Origin of the sequence: Rhizobium sp. LjRoot30 (assembly GCF_964253915.1) — a bacterium.
Taxonomy (GTDB): Bacteria; Pseudomonadota; Alphaproteobacteria; order Rhizobiales; family Rhizobiaceae; genus Metarhizobium.
Genome location: NZ_CAXUSG020000003.1, coordinates 69398 through 86084, shown reverse-complemented (window position 1 = coordinate 86084; position 16687 = coordinate 69398). Strand labels below are relative to the sequence as shown.

18 protein-coding genes are annotated in these 16687 nt (G+C 61.4%); 12 read left to right on the top strand and 6 right to left on the bottom strand.

The features are described 5' to 3' along the window. The first annotated feature begins 6 nt into the window (after positions 1–6). The 7 genes from ACSQ3I_RS08090 (at position 7) to ACSQ3I_RS08060 (ending at position 5963) form a co-directional block, all read left to right on the top strand. Positions 7–1077: an ABC transporter ATP-binding protein gene (locus ACSQ3I_RS08090; RefSeq protein WP_435997738.1), complete on the top strand. Its 1071-nt coding sequence runs from the start codon at positions 7–9 to the stop codon at positions 1075–1077. A 4-nt stretch (positions 1078–1081) separates the two neighbouring features. Beyond that, positions 1082–1948, top strand: a complete 867-nt coding sequence (locus ACSQ3I_RS08085; protein ID WP_435997737.1) for a carbohydrate ABC transporter permease — start codon at positions 1082–1084, stop codon at positions 1946–1948. 15 nt (positions 1949–1963) lie between these two features. Continuing rightward, positions 1964–2782, top strand: a complete 819-nt coding sequence (locus tag ACSQ3I_RS08080) for a carbohydrate ABC transporter permease (protein WP_435997735.1) — start codon at positions 1964–1966, stop codon at positions 2780–2782. Positions 2783–2797: 15 nt separating this feature from the next. Further along, positions 2798–3079 carry a DUF2160 domain-containing protein gene (locus tag ACSQ3I_RS08075; RefSeq protein ID WP_435997733.1) on the top strand — a complete coding sequence of 94 codons (282 nt, stop codon included), beginning with the start codon at positions 2798–2800 and terminating at the stop codon, positions 3077–3079. 86 nt (positions 3080–3165) lie between these two features. Next, a complete protein-coding gene (locus ACSQ3I_RS08070; protein ID WP_435997732.1) occupies positions 3166–4884 on the top strand; it encodes an ABC transporter substrate-binding protein in 1719 nt (572 codons plus the stop codon). A gap of 200 nt (positions 4885–5084) precedes the next feature. Then, positions 5085–5288 carry a hypothetical protein gene (locus ACSQ3I_RS08065; protein WP_435997730.1) on the top strand — a complete coding sequence of 68 codons (204 nt, stop codon included), beginning with the start codon at positions 5085–5087 and terminating at the stop codon, positions 5286–5288. A 471-nt stretch (positions 5289–5759) separates the two neighbouring features. Next, positions 5760–5963, top strand: coding sequence for a hypothetical protein (locus ACSQ3I_RS08060; RefSeq protein WP_435997728.1), 204 nt, complete (start codon positions 5760–5762; stop codon positions 5961–5963). A 96-nt stretch (positions 5964–6059) separates the two neighbouring features. Here the strand turns inward: ACSQ3I_RS08060 and ACSQ3I_RS08055 are convergent, their stop codons facing one another. Beyond that, the gene (locus tag ACSQ3I_RS08055) at positions 6060–7223 is read right to left on the bottom strand and encodes a M20 aminoacylase family protein (RefSeq protein ID WP_435997726.1); all 1164 of its coding nucleotides are present in this window, start codon (positions 7221–7223) and stop codon (positions 6060–6062) included. A gap of 221 nt (positions 7224–7444) precedes the next feature. Here ACSQ3I_RS08055 and ACSQ3I_RS08050 point away from each other — a divergent pair, with 221 nt between their 5' ends. Both ACSQ3I_RS08050 and ACSQ3I_RS08045 read left to right on the top strand, forming a co-directional pair. Further along, on the top strand, positions 7445–8473 hold the full coding sequence (locus ACSQ3I_RS08050) for a D-alanyl-D-alanine carboxypeptidase family protein (protein WP_435998319.1): 1029 nt from the start codon (positions 7445–7447) through the stop codon (positions 8471–8473). Between the two features lie 16 nt (positions 8474–8489). Beyond that, positions 8490–9659, top strand: a complete 1170-nt coding sequence (locus ACSQ3I_RS08045) for a CobW family GTP-binding protein (protein ID WP_435997725.1) — start codon at positions 8490–8492, stop codon at positions 9657–9659. Between the two features lie 22 nt (positions 9660–9681). Here ACSQ3I_RS08045 and ACSQ3I_RS08040 read toward each other — a convergent pair whose 3' ends face one another. The 5 genes from ACSQ3I_RS08040 to ACSQ3I_RS08020 form a co-directional block, all read right to left on the bottom strand. Next, positions 9682–9915: a sulfurtransferase TusA family protein gene (locus tag ACSQ3I_RS08040; RefSeq protein WP_435997723.1), complete on the bottom strand. Its 234-nt coding sequence runs from the start codon at positions 9913–9915 to the stop codon at positions 9682–9684. Continuing rightward, positions 9912–11159 carry a L,D-transpeptidase family protein gene (locus tag ACSQ3I_RS08035; protein WP_435997721.1) on the bottom strand — a complete coding sequence of 416 codons (1248 nt, stop codon included), beginning with the start codon at positions 11157–11159 and terminating at the stop codon, positions 9912–9914. Before ACSQ3I_RS08035 ends, ACSQ3I_RS08040 begins: the two co-directional genes overlap by 4 nt. Positions 11160–11342: 183 nt before the next feature. Beyond that, the gene (locus ACSQ3I_RS08030) at positions 11343–12296 is read right to left on the bottom strand and encodes an acetyl-CoA carboxylase carboxyltransferase subunit alpha (RefSeq protein WP_435997719.1); all 954 of its coding nucleotides are present in this window, start codon (positions 12294–12296) and stop codon (positions 11343–11345) included. Positions 12297–12358: 62 nt separating this feature from the next. Then, positions 12359–13315 carry a site-specific tyrosine recombinase XerD gene (gene xerD, locus ACSQ3I_RS08025; protein ID WP_435997717.1) on the bottom strand — a complete coding sequence of 319 codons (957 nt, stop codon included), beginning with the start codon at positions 13313–13315 and terminating at the stop codon, positions 12359–12361. Further along, the gene (locus ACSQ3I_RS08020; protein WP_435997715.1) at positions 13315–13488 is read right to left on the bottom strand and encodes a hypothetical protein; all 174 of its coding nucleotides are present in this window, start codon (positions 13486–13488) and stop codon (positions 13315–13317) included. The genes xerD and ACSQ3I_RS08020 overlap by 1 nt, the downstream gene beginning before the upstream one ends. A 147-nt stretch (positions 13489–13635) precedes the next feature. Here ACSQ3I_RS08020 and ACSQ3I_RS08015 point away from each other — a divergent pair, with 147 nt between their 5' ends. Genes ACSQ3I_RS08015 through ACSQ3I_RS08005 form a run of 3 tightly spaced genes read left to right on the top strand, consistent with a single transcriptional unit; the run spans position 13636 to position 16659 of the window. Then, the gene (locus tag ACSQ3I_RS08015) at positions 13636–14232 is read left to right on the top strand and encodes a shikimate kinase (RefSeq protein WP_435997714.1); all 597 of its coding nucleotides are present in this window, start codon (positions 13636–13638) and stop codon (positions 14230–14232) included. After that, the gene (gene aroB, locus ACSQ3I_RS08010) at positions 14222–15355 is read left to right on the top strand and encodes a 3-dehydroquinate synthase (RefSeq protein WP_435997712.1); all 1134 of its coding nucleotides are present in this window, start codon (positions 14222–14224) and stop codon (positions 15353–15355) included. The genes ACSQ3I_RS08015 and aroB overlap by 11 nt, the downstream gene beginning before the upstream one ends. Further along, entirely contained in the window at positions 15352–16659 is a 1308-nt protein-coding gene (locus ACSQ3I_RS08005; protein WP_435997710.1) for an HlyC/CorC family transporter, read from the top strand. Before aroB ends, ACSQ3I_RS08005 begins: the two co-directional genes overlap by 4 nt. The last annotated feature ends 28 nt before the right edge of the window (positions 16660–16687 follow it).

Below are 16687 nucleotides of genomic sequence, written 5' to 3'. Positions count from 1 at the left end.
AAAACCATGGCACGCATCACACTCGACCATATCCGCCACGCCTACGGCCCAAAGCCCACCTCGCCGAACGATTATGCGCTGAAGGAAGTGCATCACGAATGGAACGACGGCGGCGCTTATGCGCTGCTGGGTCCCTCCGGCTGCGGCAAGACCACGCTTCTCAACATCATCTCCGGACTGGTGACGCCATCGGAAGGTCGCATCCTGTTCGACGGCACGGACGTCACGCAACTGCCGACGGAACGGCGCAACATCGCCCAGGTCTTCCAGTTCCCGGTCATCTACGACACCATGACCGTTTACGACAACCTGGCCTTCCCGCTGCGCAACCGCCATGTGCCGGAAGCCGAGGTCGACCGACGTGTTCGCGACACGCTCGACATGATCGACCTCACGAGCTGGGCGAACCGCAAGGCGCGTGGCCTGACGGCCGACCAGAAGCAGAAGATTTCGCTCGGCCGCGGCCTGGTGCGCAACGACGTCAGCGCCATCCTGTTCGACGAGCCGCTGACGGTCATCGACCCGCATATGAAATGGGTGCTGCGCTCGCAGTTGAAGCGGCTGCATCGCCAGTTCGGTTTCACCATGGTCTATGTCACGCACGACCAGACGGAAGCCCTGACCTTCGCCGACAAGGTCGTCGTCATGTATGACGGCCAAATCGTGCAGATCGGCACGCCGGCGGAATTGTTCGAAAAGCCGAGCCACACCTTCGTCGGCTATTTCATCGGCTCGCCCGGCATGAACGTGCTGCCGGCCGCCGTCAACGGCAGCGCTGTTACCATCGGTGCCGAAACCCTTCACCTGGATTATGCGCCGAAAATCGGCACGGCCAAGAAGACCGAACTCGGCATTCGCCCGGAATTCATCCGCCTCGGCCGCGACGGCATGCCGATCGAAGTGACCAAGGTCGAGGATATCGGCCGGCAGAAAATCGTCCGCGCCCGTTTCTCCGGACATCCGGTTGCCATCGTCGTGCCGGAGGACGGCGAAATTCCGGCCGACGCCCGCGTCAGCTTCGATCCATCCGCCATCAGCATCTACGCCGACAGCTGGCGTGTCGGTCGGGAGGCCTGAGATCATGGAAAAGACCTGGAACAACAAGGCCTGGTTTCTCGTCCTGCCGGTGCTGGTGCTCGTCGCCTTCTCCGCCGTCATCCCGCTGATGACGGTCGTCAACTATTCGGTGCAGGATACCTTTGGCAACAATGAGTTCTTCTGGGCCGGCACCGACTGGTTCTCCGAAATACTCTCTTCCGACCGGTTCTGGGATGCGCTGCTGCGCAACCTGATCTTCTCGCTGGTCATCCTGGCGATCGAAATCCCGCTCGGCATCCTGATTGCGCTCAACATGCCGAAGAAGGGTCTGGGCGTGCCGGTGTGCCTCGTGCTGATGGCGCTCCCGCTCTTGATCCCGTGGAACGTCGTCGGCACCATCTGGCAGATTTTCGGCCGCGTCGACATCGGCCTTTTGGGTCACACGCTCGAAGCGATCGGCATCGACTACAATTACGTCCAGAGCCCTGTTGCCGCCTGGATCACCATCATCGTCATGGACGTCTGGCACTGGACCAGCCTCGTCGTGCTGCTCTGCTATGCCGGCCTCGTGTCGATCCCGGATGCCTATTACCAGGCCGCCAAGATCGATGGTGCCTCGCGCTGGTCCGTCTTCCGCTACATTCAATTGCCGAAGATGAATCGCGTGCTGTTGATCGCCGTGCTGCTGCGCTTCATGGACAGCTTCATGATCTACACCGAACCCTTCGTCGTCACCGGCGGCGGTCCGGGCAACTCCACCACCTTCCTGTCGATCGACCTCGTCAAGATGGCGGTCGGGCAGTTCGACCTCGGTCCTGCGGCCGCCATGTCGATCATCTACTTCCTCATCATCCTGCTGCTGTCATGGGTGTTCTACACCGTCATGACCTCCAGCGACGCGGCCAAGTAAGAAAGGAGACCAAATATGAGCCACAAGACAACCGGCGAAAAGCTCTCCTTCCTGGTGCCGACCATCTACATCCTGTTCCTGCTCCTGCCGATCTACTGGCTGGTCAACATGAGCTTTAAGGAAAACGCCGAAATCACCGGCGCCTTCTCGCTGTGGCCGATGAACCCGACGCTGCGGAACTACGCGGTGATCTTCACCGACCCTTCCTGGTACAGCGGCTACATCAACTCGATCATCTATGTCTGCTTGAACACGGTGATCTCCGTGGCAGCAGCGCTGCCGGCAGCCTACGCCTTCTCGCGGTATCGCTTCCTCGGCGACAAGCACCTGTTCTTCTGGCTCTTGACCAACCGCATGGCGCCGCCGGCCGTTTTCGCCCTGCCGTTCTTCCAGCTCTATTCGGCCTTTGGCCTGATCGACACGCATATTGCCGTCGCCATCGCCCACTGCCTCTTCAACGTGCCGCTGGCGGTCTGGATCCTCGAAGGTTTCATGTCCGGCGTGCCGAAGGAGATCGACGAAACGGCTTACATCGACGGCTATTCGTTCCCGCGTTTCTTCGTCAAGATCTTCATGCCGCTGATCGCCTCGGGCATCGGTGTCGCCGCCTTCTTCTGCTTCATGTTCTCGTGGGTGGAACTGCTGCTCGCCCGGACGCTGACGACGACGGCCGCCAAGCCGATCTCGGCGATCATGACGCGCACGGTGTCGGCCTCGGGCATGGATTGGGGCGTGCTGGCGGCGGCCGGTGTCCTGACCATCATTCCCGGCGCCTTGGTCATCTATTTCGTTCGAAACTACATCGCCAAGGGCTTCGCGCTCGGTCGCGTCTAAGAGGAGGTTGATCCCATGAATTTTTCCTGGATGGCCTGGACGCTGCCGACGGCGCTGTTTTTCATCACCATTCTTGCCCTGCTGATCGGCATGGCGGTGTGGGAATATTTTTCACCGGGCGGGCATCCGCGCATCGGCATCCTGCGCTTCGAGACGACGCGCGGCGACCGGCTGTTCATTTCGCTGCTCGGATCGGCATTCATTCATCTCGCATGGCTGGGTCTTGTCGGACCCAACCTGTGGTGGGCTCTTGCCCTCAGCGTCCTCTACGCCGTCGGCGTATTCAAGACCGTCTGAGGCAAGCGAATAAGGGGTGGCCGGTATCCTCCGGCTGCCTTTGGAGGACGGAAACTGCAATCGCAACAACCTTAGGGAGGAAGATCATGCGACGGCATCTTTTGACAACGACGGCAGCGATGCTGCTGGCTCTGACCGGTTCGGCATACGCCGGCATGGACGAGGCAAAGACATTCCTGGATAAGGAAATCGGCGAGACATCCAGCCTGTCGCGTGCCGACCAGGAAAAGGAAATGCAATGGTTCGTCGATGCGGCAAAACCTTTTGCCGGCATGGAAATCAAGGTGGTTTCGGAAACGATCGCCACCCATGAATATGAATCGAAGGTCCTGGCGCCTGCCTTTACCGCGATCACCGGCATCAAGATCACCCACGACCTGATCGGCGAAGGCGACGTCGTCGAAAAGCTGCAGACCCAGATGCAGTCGGGCGAAAACGTCTACGACGCCTATGTCAACGACTCGGACCTGATCGGCACCCATTGGCGTTACCAGCAGGCCCGCTCGCTGACCAAGTGGATGGCCAACGAAGGCAAGGACGTGACAAATCCCGGCCTCGACCTCAACGACTTCATCGGCCTGAAATTCACCACCGCGCCGGACGGCGATCTCTACCAGCTGCCCGACCAGCAGTTCGCCAACCTCTACTGGTTCCGTTACGACTGGTTCAACGACGAAAAGAACAAGGCCGACTTCAAGGCGAAGTATGGTTACGACCTCGGCGTTCCGGTCAACTGGTCGGCTTACGAAGATATCGCCGAGTTCTTCACCGGCCGCGAGATCGACGGCAAGAAGGTCTATGGTCACATGGACTACGGCAAGAAGGACCCGTCGCTCGGCTGGCGCTTCACCGACGCCTGGCTGTCGATGGCCGGCAACGGCGACAAAGGCATTCCGAACGGTCTGCCGGTCGATGAATGGGGCATCAAGGTCGATGAGAAGTCGCGTCCCGTCGGTTCGTGCGTCGCTCGCGGCGGCGATACCAACGGTCCGGCTTCCGTCTACGCCATCCAGAAATATCTCGACTGGTTGAAGGCCTATGCTCCGGCTGCCGCTCAGGGCATGACCTTCGGTGAATCCGGTCCGGTACCGGGACAGGGCGAAGTCGCCCAGCAGATGTTCACGTACACGGCGTTTACCGCCGCGTTCGTGAAGGAAGGCTTGCCGGTGGTCAATGCCGATGGCACGCCGAAGTGGCGTTTCGCTCCGTCGCCGCATGGCGTCTATTGGAAAGACGGCATGAAGCTCGGTTACCAGGACGTCGGGTCCTGGACGCTCTTGAAGTCGACGCCGGATGACCGCGCCAAGGCTGCATGGCTTTACGCCCAGTTCGTCGTTTCCAAGACGATTGACGTCAAGAAGAGCCACGTCGGTCTGACGCTGATCCGCGAATCGTCGATCCGCCATCAGTCCTTCACCGATCGTGCGCCGAAACTCGGCGGTCTGATCGAGTTCTACCGTTCGCCGGCCCGCGTTCAGTGGTCGCCGACCGGTACGAACATCCCGGACTATCCGAAGCTGGCACAGCTGTGGTGGCAGGCGATCGGCGATGCGTCGTCGGGTGCCAAGACCGCGCAGGAAGCGATGGACTCGCTGTGCGCCGAGCAGGAAAAGGTGCTGCAGCGCCTCGAACGTGCCGGCGTCCAGGGCGATATTGGTCCGAAGCTCGCCGAAGAGCATGACCTCGAATACTGGAACAAGGATGCCGTCGCCAAGGGCAACCTTGCACCGCAGCTGAAGATCGAGAACGAAAAAGAAAAGCCGCTCACCGTCAACTACGACGAGCTGGTGAAGAGCTGGCAGTAAGCCTCAGCCACATCGAAATGAACTCGCCCGGGAGCCTTGGCTTCCGGGCGTTTTTGTTTGCAGCGGCAGCCTGTTCCGGCCGGAACAGCGCGGTTCGGGAAGCGGTGGCATAGTCGGGTCACTGGATGAGACGAACACATCCACAGAGACAGACAAACCGATCCACCGAAATCAACAACCCGAACCAATAGGAGCCGAACATGCGCAACTTCCTTCTCTCCGCCGCTGCTGCCGCCACCCTCGTCGTTTCGTTTGCCGCACCGTCCTTTGCCGGCGGCTACTATGGTGGGTATCACCAGTCCTACGACAGCTACGACTACCGTCCGAGCTGCTTCATCAAGAAGATCCGCAAGTACGATTATTACGGCAATCTCTACATCAAGAAGATCCGCGTCTGCCACTGATCCACGGCAGCTGATCCCATAGACCTCCACCCTCGGCCCGGATGTTCCCTGCATCCGGGTCGAGGTGTTTTTGCGTGCCGGTCGGGCTAACAGTGGATCAGGTGACCGAGCCAGCAGGCGCAACTCGGCGAATGCACCCGAAGAGGGCGCAGCAGCTTGAAGTGTGCAATCGTGTCAAAACGGGAGAGAATTTTCCCTTTCGAGGGAAAGCAGAAGACACCAAATTTCAGGCCGGGTTTTGAAGGCCGGCGACATCGCATTGTCGATGAGAACGGGACGCATGGTGCATTTCAACCTGCACGGGACGTCATTGCCGTCTCACCGGATCCTCATCGCAAACACCCTGTTCCGGCCGGAACAGCGCGGTTCGGGAAGCGGTGGCATAGTCGGGTCACTGGATGAGACGAACACATCCACAGAGACAAACAAACCGATCCACCGAAGCCAACAACCGAACAATAGGAGCCGAACATGCGCAACTTCCTTCTCTCCGCCGCTGCTGCCGCCACCCTCGTCGTTTCGTTTGCCGCACCGTCCTTCGCCGGCGGCTACTATGGTGGCTATGAGCAGTCCTACGACAGCTACGACTACCGTCCGAGCTGCTTCATCAAGAAGATCCGCAAGTACGATTATTACGGCAATCTCTACATCAAGAAGATCCGCGTCTGCCACTGATCCACGGCAGCTGATCCCATAGACCTCCCACGCCCGGCCCGGATGTCCCCTGCATCCGGGTCGAGGTGTGTTTGCACTGTCGCGGAGCCGGTGCGGTCAGGCCGTCAGGCGCTGTTCGGCGAGCTTGACCCAGTAGGAGATGCCGTGGGCGATTGCCTCGTCGTTGAAGTCGTAGGCCGGATTGTGCAGGCCGGCGCTGTCGCCGTTGCCGATGAAGATGAATGCGCCGGGCCGGGCGTTCAGCATGTAGGAAAAATCCTCGCCGCCCATCATCGGGTCCACCTCGACATTGACATTGTCATCGCCGCCGATGGCGCGAGCACTGTCGGCTGCATAGTCGGTCTCGCGCGCATGATTGAACGTGACCGGATAGTTGCGGTGATAGGCGACAGATCCTTCGGCGCCATGCGCGGCGGAAACACCGGCGACGATCTCACCGATGCGACGTTCGGCAAGTTCGCGGTCCTCGGGTGTCAGGGTCCGCACGGTGCCGCCGATCGTCGCATCGTTGGGAATGACGTTGTAGGCGAAACCGGCGTTGAACTTCGTCACCGAGACGACCATCGACCGCAACGGATTGGCGGTGCGCGAGACGATCTGCTGCAGGTTGGTGACGATCTGCGCGCCGATGGCGATCGGATCGATGGTGCCGTGCGGCTGCGCCGCGTGGCCGCCGCGGCCTTTCACGGTGATGGTGAACTCGTCCGTCGATGCCATGATCGGGCCTTTGCGGATCGCGAAGGCGCCGACCGGCAGGCCGGGCATGTTGTGCATGCCATAGACTTCCTCGATGCCGAAGCGCTCCATCATGCCGTCTTCGACCATCAGCCGGCCGCCGCCGCCGCCTTCTTCGGCGGGCTGGAAGATGACGGCGACATTGCCGGTGAAATTGCGCGATTCGGCGAGATATTTTGCCGCGCCCAGAAGCATGGCGGTGTGACCGTCATGGCCGCAGGCATGCATCTTGCCGGGTGTCGTCGAGGCCCAGGGTTTGCCGGAAATCTCCGTCAGCGGCAGCGCGTCCATGTCGGCGCGCAGGCCGATGGCGCGCTTGCTGTCGCCGCGGCCGCGGATGAGGCCGACGACGCCGGTACGGCCGATGCCGGTCACGATCTCGTCAACACCGAATTCCTTGAGTTTTTCCGCGACAAAAGCTGCGGTATTCTCGACGTCGAACATCAGTTCCGGCCGGGTGTGGATGTGGCGCCGCCATTCCGTCACTTCGTCCTGGAGGTCTGCGGCACGGTTCAAAATGGGCATGAGGCTGTTCCTGTGACTGCGAATGCGTAAGGTGCGGGCGAGGGCCGGTGTGGAATGTGGCCGCGATAATTGACGTAATCAATGACCTTTGCCATTGCTTAGCCATATAAGGTAAATAACCGGCAGTGACGAGATCATTCCGGACAATTCGAGGATTTGCCGTGACCACGACCACCGTTCGTTTGCCTGCCGCCATTCTTGCGGTATCCGCCGCACTGCTGATGGCAGCGCAACCCGTCGTTGCCAATCCGCGCATCGTCGTCGATGTCGAGACCGGCCGGGTGCTGGATCATGAAGATGCCTTCCGCCGCTGGTATCCCGCCTCGCTGACCAAGCTGATGACCGCCTACACGGCCTTCGAGGCCGTGCGTTCCGGGCAGATGACGATGGAAAGCCTGGTGACGATGAGCAAGCGTGCCGCCGCCCAGCCGGCGAGCAAGATGTATTACAAGCCCGGCCAGCAGATGACGCTCGACAGCGCGCTAAAGATCCTGCTGATCAAGTCGGCCAACGACGTCGCCGTGGCGATTGCCGAAAGCGTCGGCGGCTCGCAGGAGGCTTTTGTCGATCGAATGAACCAGAATGCCCGCGAGCTCGGCATGTCGTCGACCCGCTTCATCAATCCCAACGGCCTGCCGGGCAAGGGGCAATATACCACGGCCCGCGACCTTGCCGTGCTGACGGTGGCGATCAAGCGCGAGTTTCCGGAATATGCCGGCTTCTTCTCGATCGAAGGTTTTACCACGGGCAAGAAGAACTATCCGAACTATAACCTGCTGATCGGCCGTTTCGATGGCGCCGACGGCATGAAGACCGGCTTCATCTGCGCCTCCGGCTTCAACCAGGTATCCTCGGCGACACGCAACGGCCGCTCGGTGGTTTCGGTCGTGCTCGGTACGGAGAGCCTCGGCGCCCGCGCCGACGTTTCCGCCGACCTGCTGCAGCGGGCGCTGACGACGCCTTCGAAGGGCAACCTCACGCTGCGGACGCTGCAGCCCTACGGCGCCGACCGCGACGTGGTGGCCGATATCAGCGAGGAGATCTGCAACGCCAAGGCCGGTAAGGTTCGCAGCGAAGGGCGCGACGAGGCGGGGCGGATGAAGATGAATTCGCCCTATATCCATGAGATGACGCGCCAGCCCAATTTCGTCTTTGCCGGCCTCATCCCCGGCAGCGATGCGAAGCCGACAAAAGCGGGCAAGGGTGAGATTGCCAACGTGCCGATCCCGATCCCGCGGCCGACCTTCTGAGCCAACAGGAACAACCATGAGCCAGCCACGCGAAAAAATCGCGGTGTCGATCCTGACCGGTTTTCTCGGTGCGGGTAAATCGACGCTTTTAAACCGGATCCTCAAGGACCCGGGCCTCACGGATACGGCCGTCATCATCAACGAATTCGGTGAAGTCGGTATCGACCACCTGCTGGTGGAATCCTCCGACGATTCGATCATCGAACTGTCGGATGGCTGCCTGTGCTGCACCGTGCGCGGCGAACTGGTCGATACGCTGGCGATGCTGATGGACGGCATGCAGACCGGCCGCCTCAAGCCGCTGAAGCGGGTGGTGATCGAAACCACCGGGCTGGCCGATCCGGCGCCAGTGATGCAGTCGGTGATGGGCAATCCGGTGATCGCCCAGGATTTCGAATTGGATGGCGTGGTGACCGTCGTCGATGCGGCCAACGGCCTGTCGACGCTCGACAACCATATCGAGGCGCGCAAGCAGGCGGCGGTGGCCGACCGGCTGATCCTCGCCAAGGCATCGCTGGCCGATGCGGCCACCGTCTCTTCGCTGGCGGAACAGCTGCGGCTGCTCAACCCGCGGGCACCGATCATGGACGGCGACAGCGAGGACGCCGGCAAGGCGGCAATCCTGATCAACGGCCTCTATGACGTCTCCGGCAAGATCGCTGATGTCGATCGCTGGCTGCGCGACGAGTCGATCAGCGAAGATCATCATCATCATCATCATCACGATCATGGACATGGACACGACCACCATCATGATCATGAACATCACCATGATCACGGCCATCATCACCATGACATCACGCGGCATGGCGACAACATCCGATCCTTCTCGATCGTCCACGACCGGCCGATCGATCCCATGGCGCTGGAGATGTTCATCGACCTCTTGCGTTCGGCGCATGGCGAGCGGCTGTTGCGGATGAAGGCGATCGTGGCGACGAGCGACCGGCCGGAGAAGCCGCTAGTGCTGCATGGCGTCCAGAGCGTCTTCCATCCGCCGGTGCGCCTGGCCGCCTGGCCGGACCCGGAGGATCGCCGCACGCGCATGGTACTGATCACCAAGGATCTGGCCGAGGACTTTATCCGGGATCTCTTCGACGCCTTCACCGGCAAGGTGCGCATCGACCGGCCCGACCGGGCAGCGCTCGAAGACAATCCGCTGGCGGTGCCGGGGATGCGATTTTAAAATATAGCTGTGCCTCTCCGGCTCAGCCCTTGCGGATATGGAAACGGTGGCCGGTTTCGGTTTTCACCGTTTCCAGCAGCGCATGGCCGTCCTGGTTGCAGAAATGCGTGATGTCGATGACGGCCAGCGGATCGGTGGTTTCGACCACGAGTTCGTCGCCCTGTTTCAGCCGGCCGATACGGCGTTTCGTCTTTAGCACGGGCAAGGGGCATTTCAGCCCCTTGAGATCGTAGGTCTCGACCGTGGCCTGGCTCACCAGAACTTCCAGAACGGCTTGCCGACCGCCTGATCCTGCGTCTGCACGGTTTCCTGGGCCACGGTATTGGGATTCTGCACCGGAATGGGTACGGTTGCCGTCTCGGTGGTTTTGGTTTCGTCCGCCTTGACCGTCTGCGCGGTGGCATTGCCGCCGGTCTGCGTCGTGGCCGTGGTCTGGGTGCGGCTGCCGGTCTGGTTGCTGATCGCCGCCGTCGCCGTCTTTGCGTCCTGCTGGGTCAGCTTTTCCTGGTATTCGTTGAGCTTCATCAGCTTTCCGGCTTCGAGAGCCGAGCCGGTCGGCGCATAGGCGAGTTCGCGGCCCTTGCGCAGGTTGGCGACCAGCGCCTTGCGTTCGGCTTCGGTCGGATCGTACCAGACCATGCCGTCATATTTGCGCAGCGCCTTGGCGTAGGCGGCGTCGTAGGTCTTGTTGTAGCTGGAAAGCGCGGCCTGCAGGGCAGCCGGCGTCGTCATCTGCGGGCAGGCGCCGGCAGGGTTGAACGATCCGTCGGCCTGCTGGTTGAAGACGTATTTCTTCTCGCAGACATTGACCTCGGGCGGCCGCTTGGTGACCTCGAAGTTGTCGTAGCCGACCTTCAGCATCTTCCAGAAATCGGAATGTTCGCTGTAGCGATGGCGCGCCATGTTTTCGGCGGTCATCCGGAAGGGGAAAGCCTGCAGCTGCACGCTCGTCTGGCCGCCCTTGAAGGCGTCGCGGGCAAAGGCGTAGATTTCCAGAACCTGCTCGTCGGTCATCGAATAACAACCCGACGACGAACAGGCGCCGTGGATCATCAGGTTCGTGCCGTTGCGGCGGTTGGCCTGGTCGAACCGGTTGGGAAAGCCGGTGTTGATCGCCAGGTAATATTTCGAGTTCGGATTGAGGTGCGCCGGCGTGAGGTTGTAGAAACCTTCCGGCGCCTGCCGGTCGCCTTCCTTGACCTTCGGCCCGAGTTTGCCGGACCAGGCGCAGATCTTGTATTCCTTGATCTTGTCGAAGCGGTTGTCGGTCTTCGCCTTCCAGATCTCCAGGACGCCTTCTTCCTTGAAGATGCGCATCATGATCGGCGAGTTCTGGTTCATGCCCTTGGCGCGCATGTCCGCAACGATCTTCTGGGAAAGCGGATGCTGCACCTTGTCCTTGACGCTGGACAGGTCGGTCGTGGCGCTGTCGAGCGTATCGTTGCAGCCGGCAAGCGCCGCCGCCATCATGGAGAAAAGCACGAAATTTCTGATGCGCATTACAAAGCTCACGACCCGTCAGATCCATCTCCGGATCTGTTTAATGGAAAGTAAACAGAATCATAGGTGCTTATACTTGACAAAAGCTTACCTGCCTATGCCACCGCCCCTTGAAAGGCACCACAGCTAACAGGCATGATTATGGCCAAGATTTGGCTGATTTTCGCGCCGCAGCAAAGAATCTCAGAGGTTGCGGCCGATATTGAGGAATTTCTGCCGGCGCTCGTTGCGCAGCTGCTCTCCGGACCGCGACGAAAGCTCGCCAAGCGCGATGTCGATCATCTCGCCGGTGGCGGCGATCACGGTTTCGGGATCGCGATGCGCGCCGCCGATCGGCTCGGGAATGATGCCGTCGATGATGCCGAGCTGCTTCAGGTCTTCCGCGGTGATCTTCATCGCCGTCGCCGCCTCGCGGGCGCGGGTGGAATCGCGCCAGAGGATCGAGGCAGCACCTTCCGGCGAGATCACGCTGTAGATCGAATGTTCGAGCATATAGACGCGGTTGCCGGTGGCAACGGCGATGGCGCCGCCCGAGCCGCCTTCGCCGACGACGACGGAGATGATCGGCACCTTGACGTTCAGGCACATTTCCGTCGAGCGGGCGATGGCTTCCGCCTGGCCGCGTTCTTCGGCGCCGACGCCCGGATAGGCACCGGCCGTGTCGATCAGCGTGATGATCGGCAGGCCGAAGCGGTCGGCCATTTCCATGACGCGGATCGCCTTGCGGTAACCTTCCGGCCGGGCGCTGCCGAAATTGTGCTTGATGCGCGACTTGGTGTCGTTGCCTTTTTCCTGGCCGATGACCGCGACGGGCTGGCCGTTGAAGCGGGCGAGGCCCGCCTGGATCGCCGCGTCCTCGGAAAACTTGCGGTCGCCAGCAAGCGGCGTGAACTCGTCGAACAGCGCATTGGCGTAGTCGATGAAATGCGGGCGCTGCGGATGGCGGGCAACCTGCGTCTTCTGCCACGGGTTCAGCTTCGAGTAGATCTCCACCGTCGCTTCACGGACGCGCACTTCCAGCCGCCCGATCTCGTCGGAGGTGTCGATGCTCTCGTCTTCCGTCGCCAGTTTCTTCAGCTCGTGGATTTTGCCCTCAAGATCGGAAATAGGTTTTTCGAAGTCGAGATAATTGTGCATGTGTTCCGTTTCCGATTGATCGTCCGGGCGGCGTTTCGGGGATTTTTCCCCATTGCCCGGGTCTAATCCCGTTTTTTGGCCTGTTTGGCAAGAGGGTGGTGCGTTTGAACCAGCTGCCGCAGCCTTTCATCCAGTACATGCGTATAGATTTGTGTCGTGGAAATGTCGGAATGTCCGAGAAGTTCCTGCACAACGCGCAGATCTGCCCCATTCTGCAACAGGTGGCTGGCGAAGGCGTGGCGCATCACATGCGGTGATATTTTCGACGGCGTCAAGCCGGCACGGATGGCAAGATCCTTGAGATCGCGGGCGAAGACCTGGCGCGGCAGGTAGCCGAGTTTGCCGGCGGAAGGAAAGAGGAAGGCGCTGTCGTTGGGTTGGCCCGCCGCCGCGGCGTCGGCAGCCTTCTCCGTTCCATAGACCTTCAGCGCTGCGATGGCGGCTTTCGACAGCGGCACCAGCCGTTCCTTGTTGCCCTTGCCGCGTACGCTGAGGAACCGGCCCTCCTGGTCGAGCACGCGGGCGGGAAGCGACACCAGTTCGCTGACGCGCATGCCGGTGGCGTAGAGCAGTTCGAGGAGGGCGAGCATCCGGAGTCGCCCCAGCCGGTCGCCGCCCGGCAGTTGCGCCTCGGCTTCCGCCAGTGACAGCAGGCGGGTGACCTCCTCGACGCTCATGATCTTCGGCAGGCTGCGGGCTTTCTTCGGCGTGTCGAGCACGCCGGTCGGATCGTCGCCGCGCAGTCCTTCGGCATAAAGGAACTTGTAGAACTGCCGCATCGCCGACAGGCGCCGCGCCTGCGAGGTTGCTTTGAAACCCTGGCCGGCGAGATGGGCGATATAGGCGCGCAGATCGACGGGCGTGGCGGCATCGAGCCGCACCTGTTGGCCGGCCAGGAAGCCATGGAGGTCGTCGAGGTCGCGTTCGTAGGATGACAGCGTATTGGCGGCTGCGCCGCGCTCGGCGCTCATCATTTCCAGGAAGGCTTCGATCCGCGCCCGGCTGAGATCGCGGGCCATTATTGCTCGGCCTGTTTCTGGGTCTGCTGTGCCGGGTTCAGCCGTTCGGAAGGAATACGCACCGTGACATCACGCTCGCGTGGCTCCACGAACAGCACGAGCGCGAACATGACGCCGTAGATGACGCCGGCGATCATGCCGCAAACGAAAAGAAACCGGAACAATGTGGGCATCGCGATCTCCGCCAGAATCGCCTCATCTTATGACGAAGGCGCCCTAAAGGTGCAAGAAGGCGCGGGAAAAGCGACTTTTGCCGGCGCATGCCTTGACGCTCCCGGCGCATTTGTCGATACGGTGTGGAAACAGAGTTTGACCGGACGATGACTGAAATTAGCCTACCGATCGCCGACACGCTGAGAGACAGGGCGCGCGCCGCGCTGGGCAGCCGCAATCTCATTCTCGTGGGTCTCATGGGGGCCGGCAAATCCTCCGTCGGCCGCATTGTCGCCCTGCAGCTCGGCATTCCCTTCGTCGATACCGATCTTGAGATCGAACGCGTTTCACGCATGACCATTCCCGAGCTTTTCGCCGCTTACGGCGAGGAAGAATTCCGGGCGCTGGAAACCCGCGTCATCCGCAGGCTTCTGCGGCATGGACCAAGGGTGGTTTCGACCGGCGGCGGCGCCTTCATCAACGAGCGGACGCGGCATCATCTGAAGCAGGGCGGCCTTTCCGTCTGGCTGAAGGCGGATCTCGATGTCTTGTGGGACCGGGTCAACAAGCGCGACAACCGGCCGCTGCTCAAGACCGAAAACCCGCGCCAAACCCTCGAAAACCTGATGATCTCCCGCTATCCGATCTATGCGGAAGCGGATCTGACCGTGCAGTCTCGTGACGTGCGCAAGGAACAGATGGCCAAGGAAATCCTGGCCGCGATCGTCGATCCCGCAGACGAAAGCCGTGAGAATGACCAATAATCCGTCCTCTTCCGCCGAACGTGTCGTGCATGTGCCGCTCGGCGACCGGTCGTACGACATCCTGATCGGTTCCGGCCTCGTCGCCCGCGCCGGCGCCGAGATCGCCGCACGGTTGAAGGGCCGCAAGGCCGCGGTCATCACCGATGTCAATGTCGGTGCGCTTTATCTCGAAGCCTTGATGCGCAGCCTTGCCGATGCCGGTTTCCAGGCGGTGTCGCTGACGCTTCCCGCCGGCGAAAAGACCAAGAGTTTTGAGCACCTGATGACGGCCTGCGACGCGCTGCTCGATGCGCGCATCGAACGCAACGATGCCGTCATTGCGCTCGGCGGCGGTGTGATCGGCGATCTCACCGGTTTTGCCGCCGGCATCGTCCGCCGCGGCCTGCGTTTCGTGCAGCTGCCGACCTCGCTGCTGGCGCAGGTCGATTCCTCCGTCGGCGGCAAGACCGGCATCAACACCCGTCACGGCAAGAACCTCGTCGGCGTCTTCTACCAGCCGGATCTGGTGCTGGCCGATACCGACGTGCTCAACACGCTGAGCGAGCGGGAATTCCGCGCCGGTTATGCCGAGGTGGCGAAATACGGCCTGATCGACAAGCCGGATTTCTTCTCCTGGCTGGAAAACAACTGGCGTGACGTATTTTCCGGCGGTATGGCGCGGACGGAAGCGATTGCCGTCAGCTGCCAGGCGAAATCCGACGTGGTGGCCGCCGACGAACGCGAAAACGGCCAGCGGGCGCTGCTCAACCTCGGCCATACCTTCGGTCATGCGCTGGAAGCCGCGACGAACTACGACAGCGCCCGACTGGTACATGGCGAGGCGGTGTCGATCGGCATGGTGCTGGCGCACCAGTTTTCGGCCCGGCTGAACCTCGCCAGCCCCGATGACAGTCTGCGCGTTGCGGCGCATCTGAAGACGGTCGGTCTGCCGATTTCGATGAATGAGATCCCTGGCGACCTGCCGCCGGCGGAAGTGCTGATGGATGCGATCGCCCAGGACAAGAAGGTCAAGAGCGGCAAGCTCACTTTCATCCTGACGCGCGGTATTGGCCAGTCCTTCGTTGCCGATGACGTACCGGCGTCCGAAGTCCTGAGTTTCCTGAAGGAAAAACATCCAAGATGACAGTTGAGGGCGCGCTGGCATTTTTCGGGGCATATTGGCCGGAAATCGTCGTGATTGCGGTCCTCGTTCTTCTGTCGTCGTTCTTTTCCGGCTCCGAGACTGCGTTGACCGCGGTGTCGCGCAGCCGCATGCATACGCTCGAAGGCAATGGCAGCAGGCGCGCCGGTCTGGTGCGCGGCCTGATCGATCGGCGCGACCGGCTGATCGGTGCGCTGCTGATCGGCAACAACCTTGCCAATATCCTCGCTTCGGCGATTGCCACCAGCCTGTTCATCCGTTTGTGCGGCGGTTTTGGCGTTGCGGTGGCGGTGCTGGTGATGACGGTCATCCTCGTTATCTTTGCCGAGGTGCTGCCGCGCAGCTTTGCGATATCGACGCCGGATCGTTTTGCCCTTGCCGTCGCGTGGCCGGTTCGGCTGTTCGTCGCGATTGTTGGCCCGGTATCGTCCTTCTTCAACATGGTGGTGCGCCGATTGCTGGTTGCCTGCGGCGTCAGCCTCTCGGGCGAGGCGCCGATGCTGTCGGCGCAGGACGAGCTTCGCGGCGCCGTCGACCTGCTGCATCGTGAAGGCTCGGTGGTGAAGGCCGACCGTGACCGGCTGGGCGGTGTGCTCGACCTGGAGGAGCTGGAGCTTTCCGACATCATGGTCCACCGCATGGCGATGCGCGGCATCAATGCCGAGGATCCGCCGGAGGCGGCGGTCCGCGCCATTCTCGAAAGCCCCTATACGCGCATGCCGGTCTGGCGCGAATCGACCGACAACATCATCGGCGTCGTGCATGCCAAGGACGTGTTGCGCGAGCTTGCCGAGCCGGATGTGGCGCCGGCCAATATCGATATCGTCAGGATCGCCCAGAAACCCTGGTTCGTGCCCGACAGCACCAGCCTCAAGGACCAGCTCAACGCCTTCTTGCGCCGCAAGGTGCATTTCGCCGTCGTCGTCGATGAATATGGCGAGGTGCAGGGCATCGTCACGCTGGAGGATATTCTCGAAGAAATCGTCGGTGATATCGCCGATGAGCACGATGTCGAGATTTCCGGCGTACGGCCGGAAGCGGACGGATCGATCGTGGTCGACGGCGCCGTGCCGATCCGCGATCTCAATCGGGCGCTCGACTGGAACCTGCCGGATGCTGAGGCGACGACGATTGCTGGCCTGGTCATCCACGAGTCGATGACGATCCCGGAGGAACGGCAGGCCTTCACCTTCCACGGCAAGCGTTTCATCGTCATGAAGCGGGAGAAGAACCGCATTACCCAGCTGCGCATCCGGCCCGTCGAGGACGAGATCAAGCCGGTGTGATCGGCAAACGGCGCCTTGCCGAATGACC

Bases quoted from the DNA above. Each gene is read 5' to 3' on its own strand.
- ACSQ3I_RS08090 (WP_435997738.1), top strand. From the start codon at position 7: ATGGCACGCATCACACTCGACCATATCCGCCACGCCTACGGCCCAAAG.
- ACSQ3I_RS08085 (WP_435997737.1), top strand. From the start codon at position 1,082: ATGGAAAAGACCTGGAACAACAAGGCCTGGTTTCTCGTCCTGCCGGTG.
- ACSQ3I_RS08080 (WP_435997735.1), top strand. From the start codon at position 1,964: ATGAGCCACAAGACAACCGGCGAAAAGCTCTCCTTCCTGGTGCCGACC.
- ACSQ3I_RS08075 (WP_435997733.1), top strand. From the start codon at position 2,798: ATGAATTTTTCCTGGATGGCCTGGACGCTGCCGACGGCGCTGTTTTTC.
- ACSQ3I_RS08070 (WP_435997732.1), top strand. From the start codon at position 3,166: ATGCGACGGCATCTTTTGACAACGACGGCAGCGATGCTGCTGGCTCTG.
- ACSQ3I_RS08065 (WP_435997730.1), top strand. From the start codon at position 5,085: ATGCGCAACTTCCTTCTCTCCGCCGCTGCTGCCGCCACCCTCGTCGTT.
- ACSQ3I_RS08060 (WP_435997728.1), top strand. From the start codon at position 5,760: ATGCGCAACTTCCTTCTCTCCGCCGCTGCTGCCGCCACCCTCGTCGTT.
- ACSQ3I_RS08055 (WP_435997726.1), bottom strand. From the start codon at position 7,223: ATGCCCATTTTGAACCGTGCCGCAGACCTCCAGGACGAAGTGACGGAA.
- ACSQ3I_RS08050 (WP_435998319.1), top strand. From the start codon at position 7,445: ATGGCAGCGCAACCCGTCGTTGCCAATCCGCGCATCGTCGTCGATGTC.
- ACSQ3I_RS08045 (WP_435997725.1), top strand. From the start codon at position 8,490: ATGAGCCAGCCACGCGAAAAAATCGCGGTGTCGATCCTGACCGGTTTT.
- ACSQ3I_RS08035 (WP_435997721.1), bottom strand. From the start codon at position 11,159: ATGCGCATCAGAAATTTCGTGCTTTTCTCCATGATGGCGGCGGCGCTT.
- ACSQ3I_RS08030 (WP_435997719.1), bottom strand. From the start codon at position 12,296: ATGCACAATTATCTCGACTTCGAAAAACCTATTTCCGATCTTGAGGGC.
- xerD (WP_435997717.1), bottom strand. From the start codon at position 13,315: ATGGCCCGCGATCTCAGCCGGGCGCGGATCGAAGCCTTCCTGGAAATG.
- ACSQ3I_RS08020 (WP_435997715.1), bottom strand. From the start codon at position 13,488: ATGCCCACATTGTTCCGGTTTCTTTTCGTTTGCGGCATGATCGCCGGC.
- ACSQ3I_RS08015 (WP_435997714.1), top strand. From the start codon at position 13,636: ATGACTGAAATTAGCCTACCGATCGCCGACACGCTGAGAGACAGGGCG.
- aroB (WP_435997712.1), top strand. From the start codon at position 14,222: ATGACCAATAATCCGTCCTCTTCCGCCGAACGTGTCGTGCATGTGCCG.
- ACSQ3I_RS08005 (WP_435997710.1), top strand. From the start codon at position 15,352: ATGACAGTTGAGGGCGCGCTGGCATTTTTCGGGGCATATTGGCCGGAA.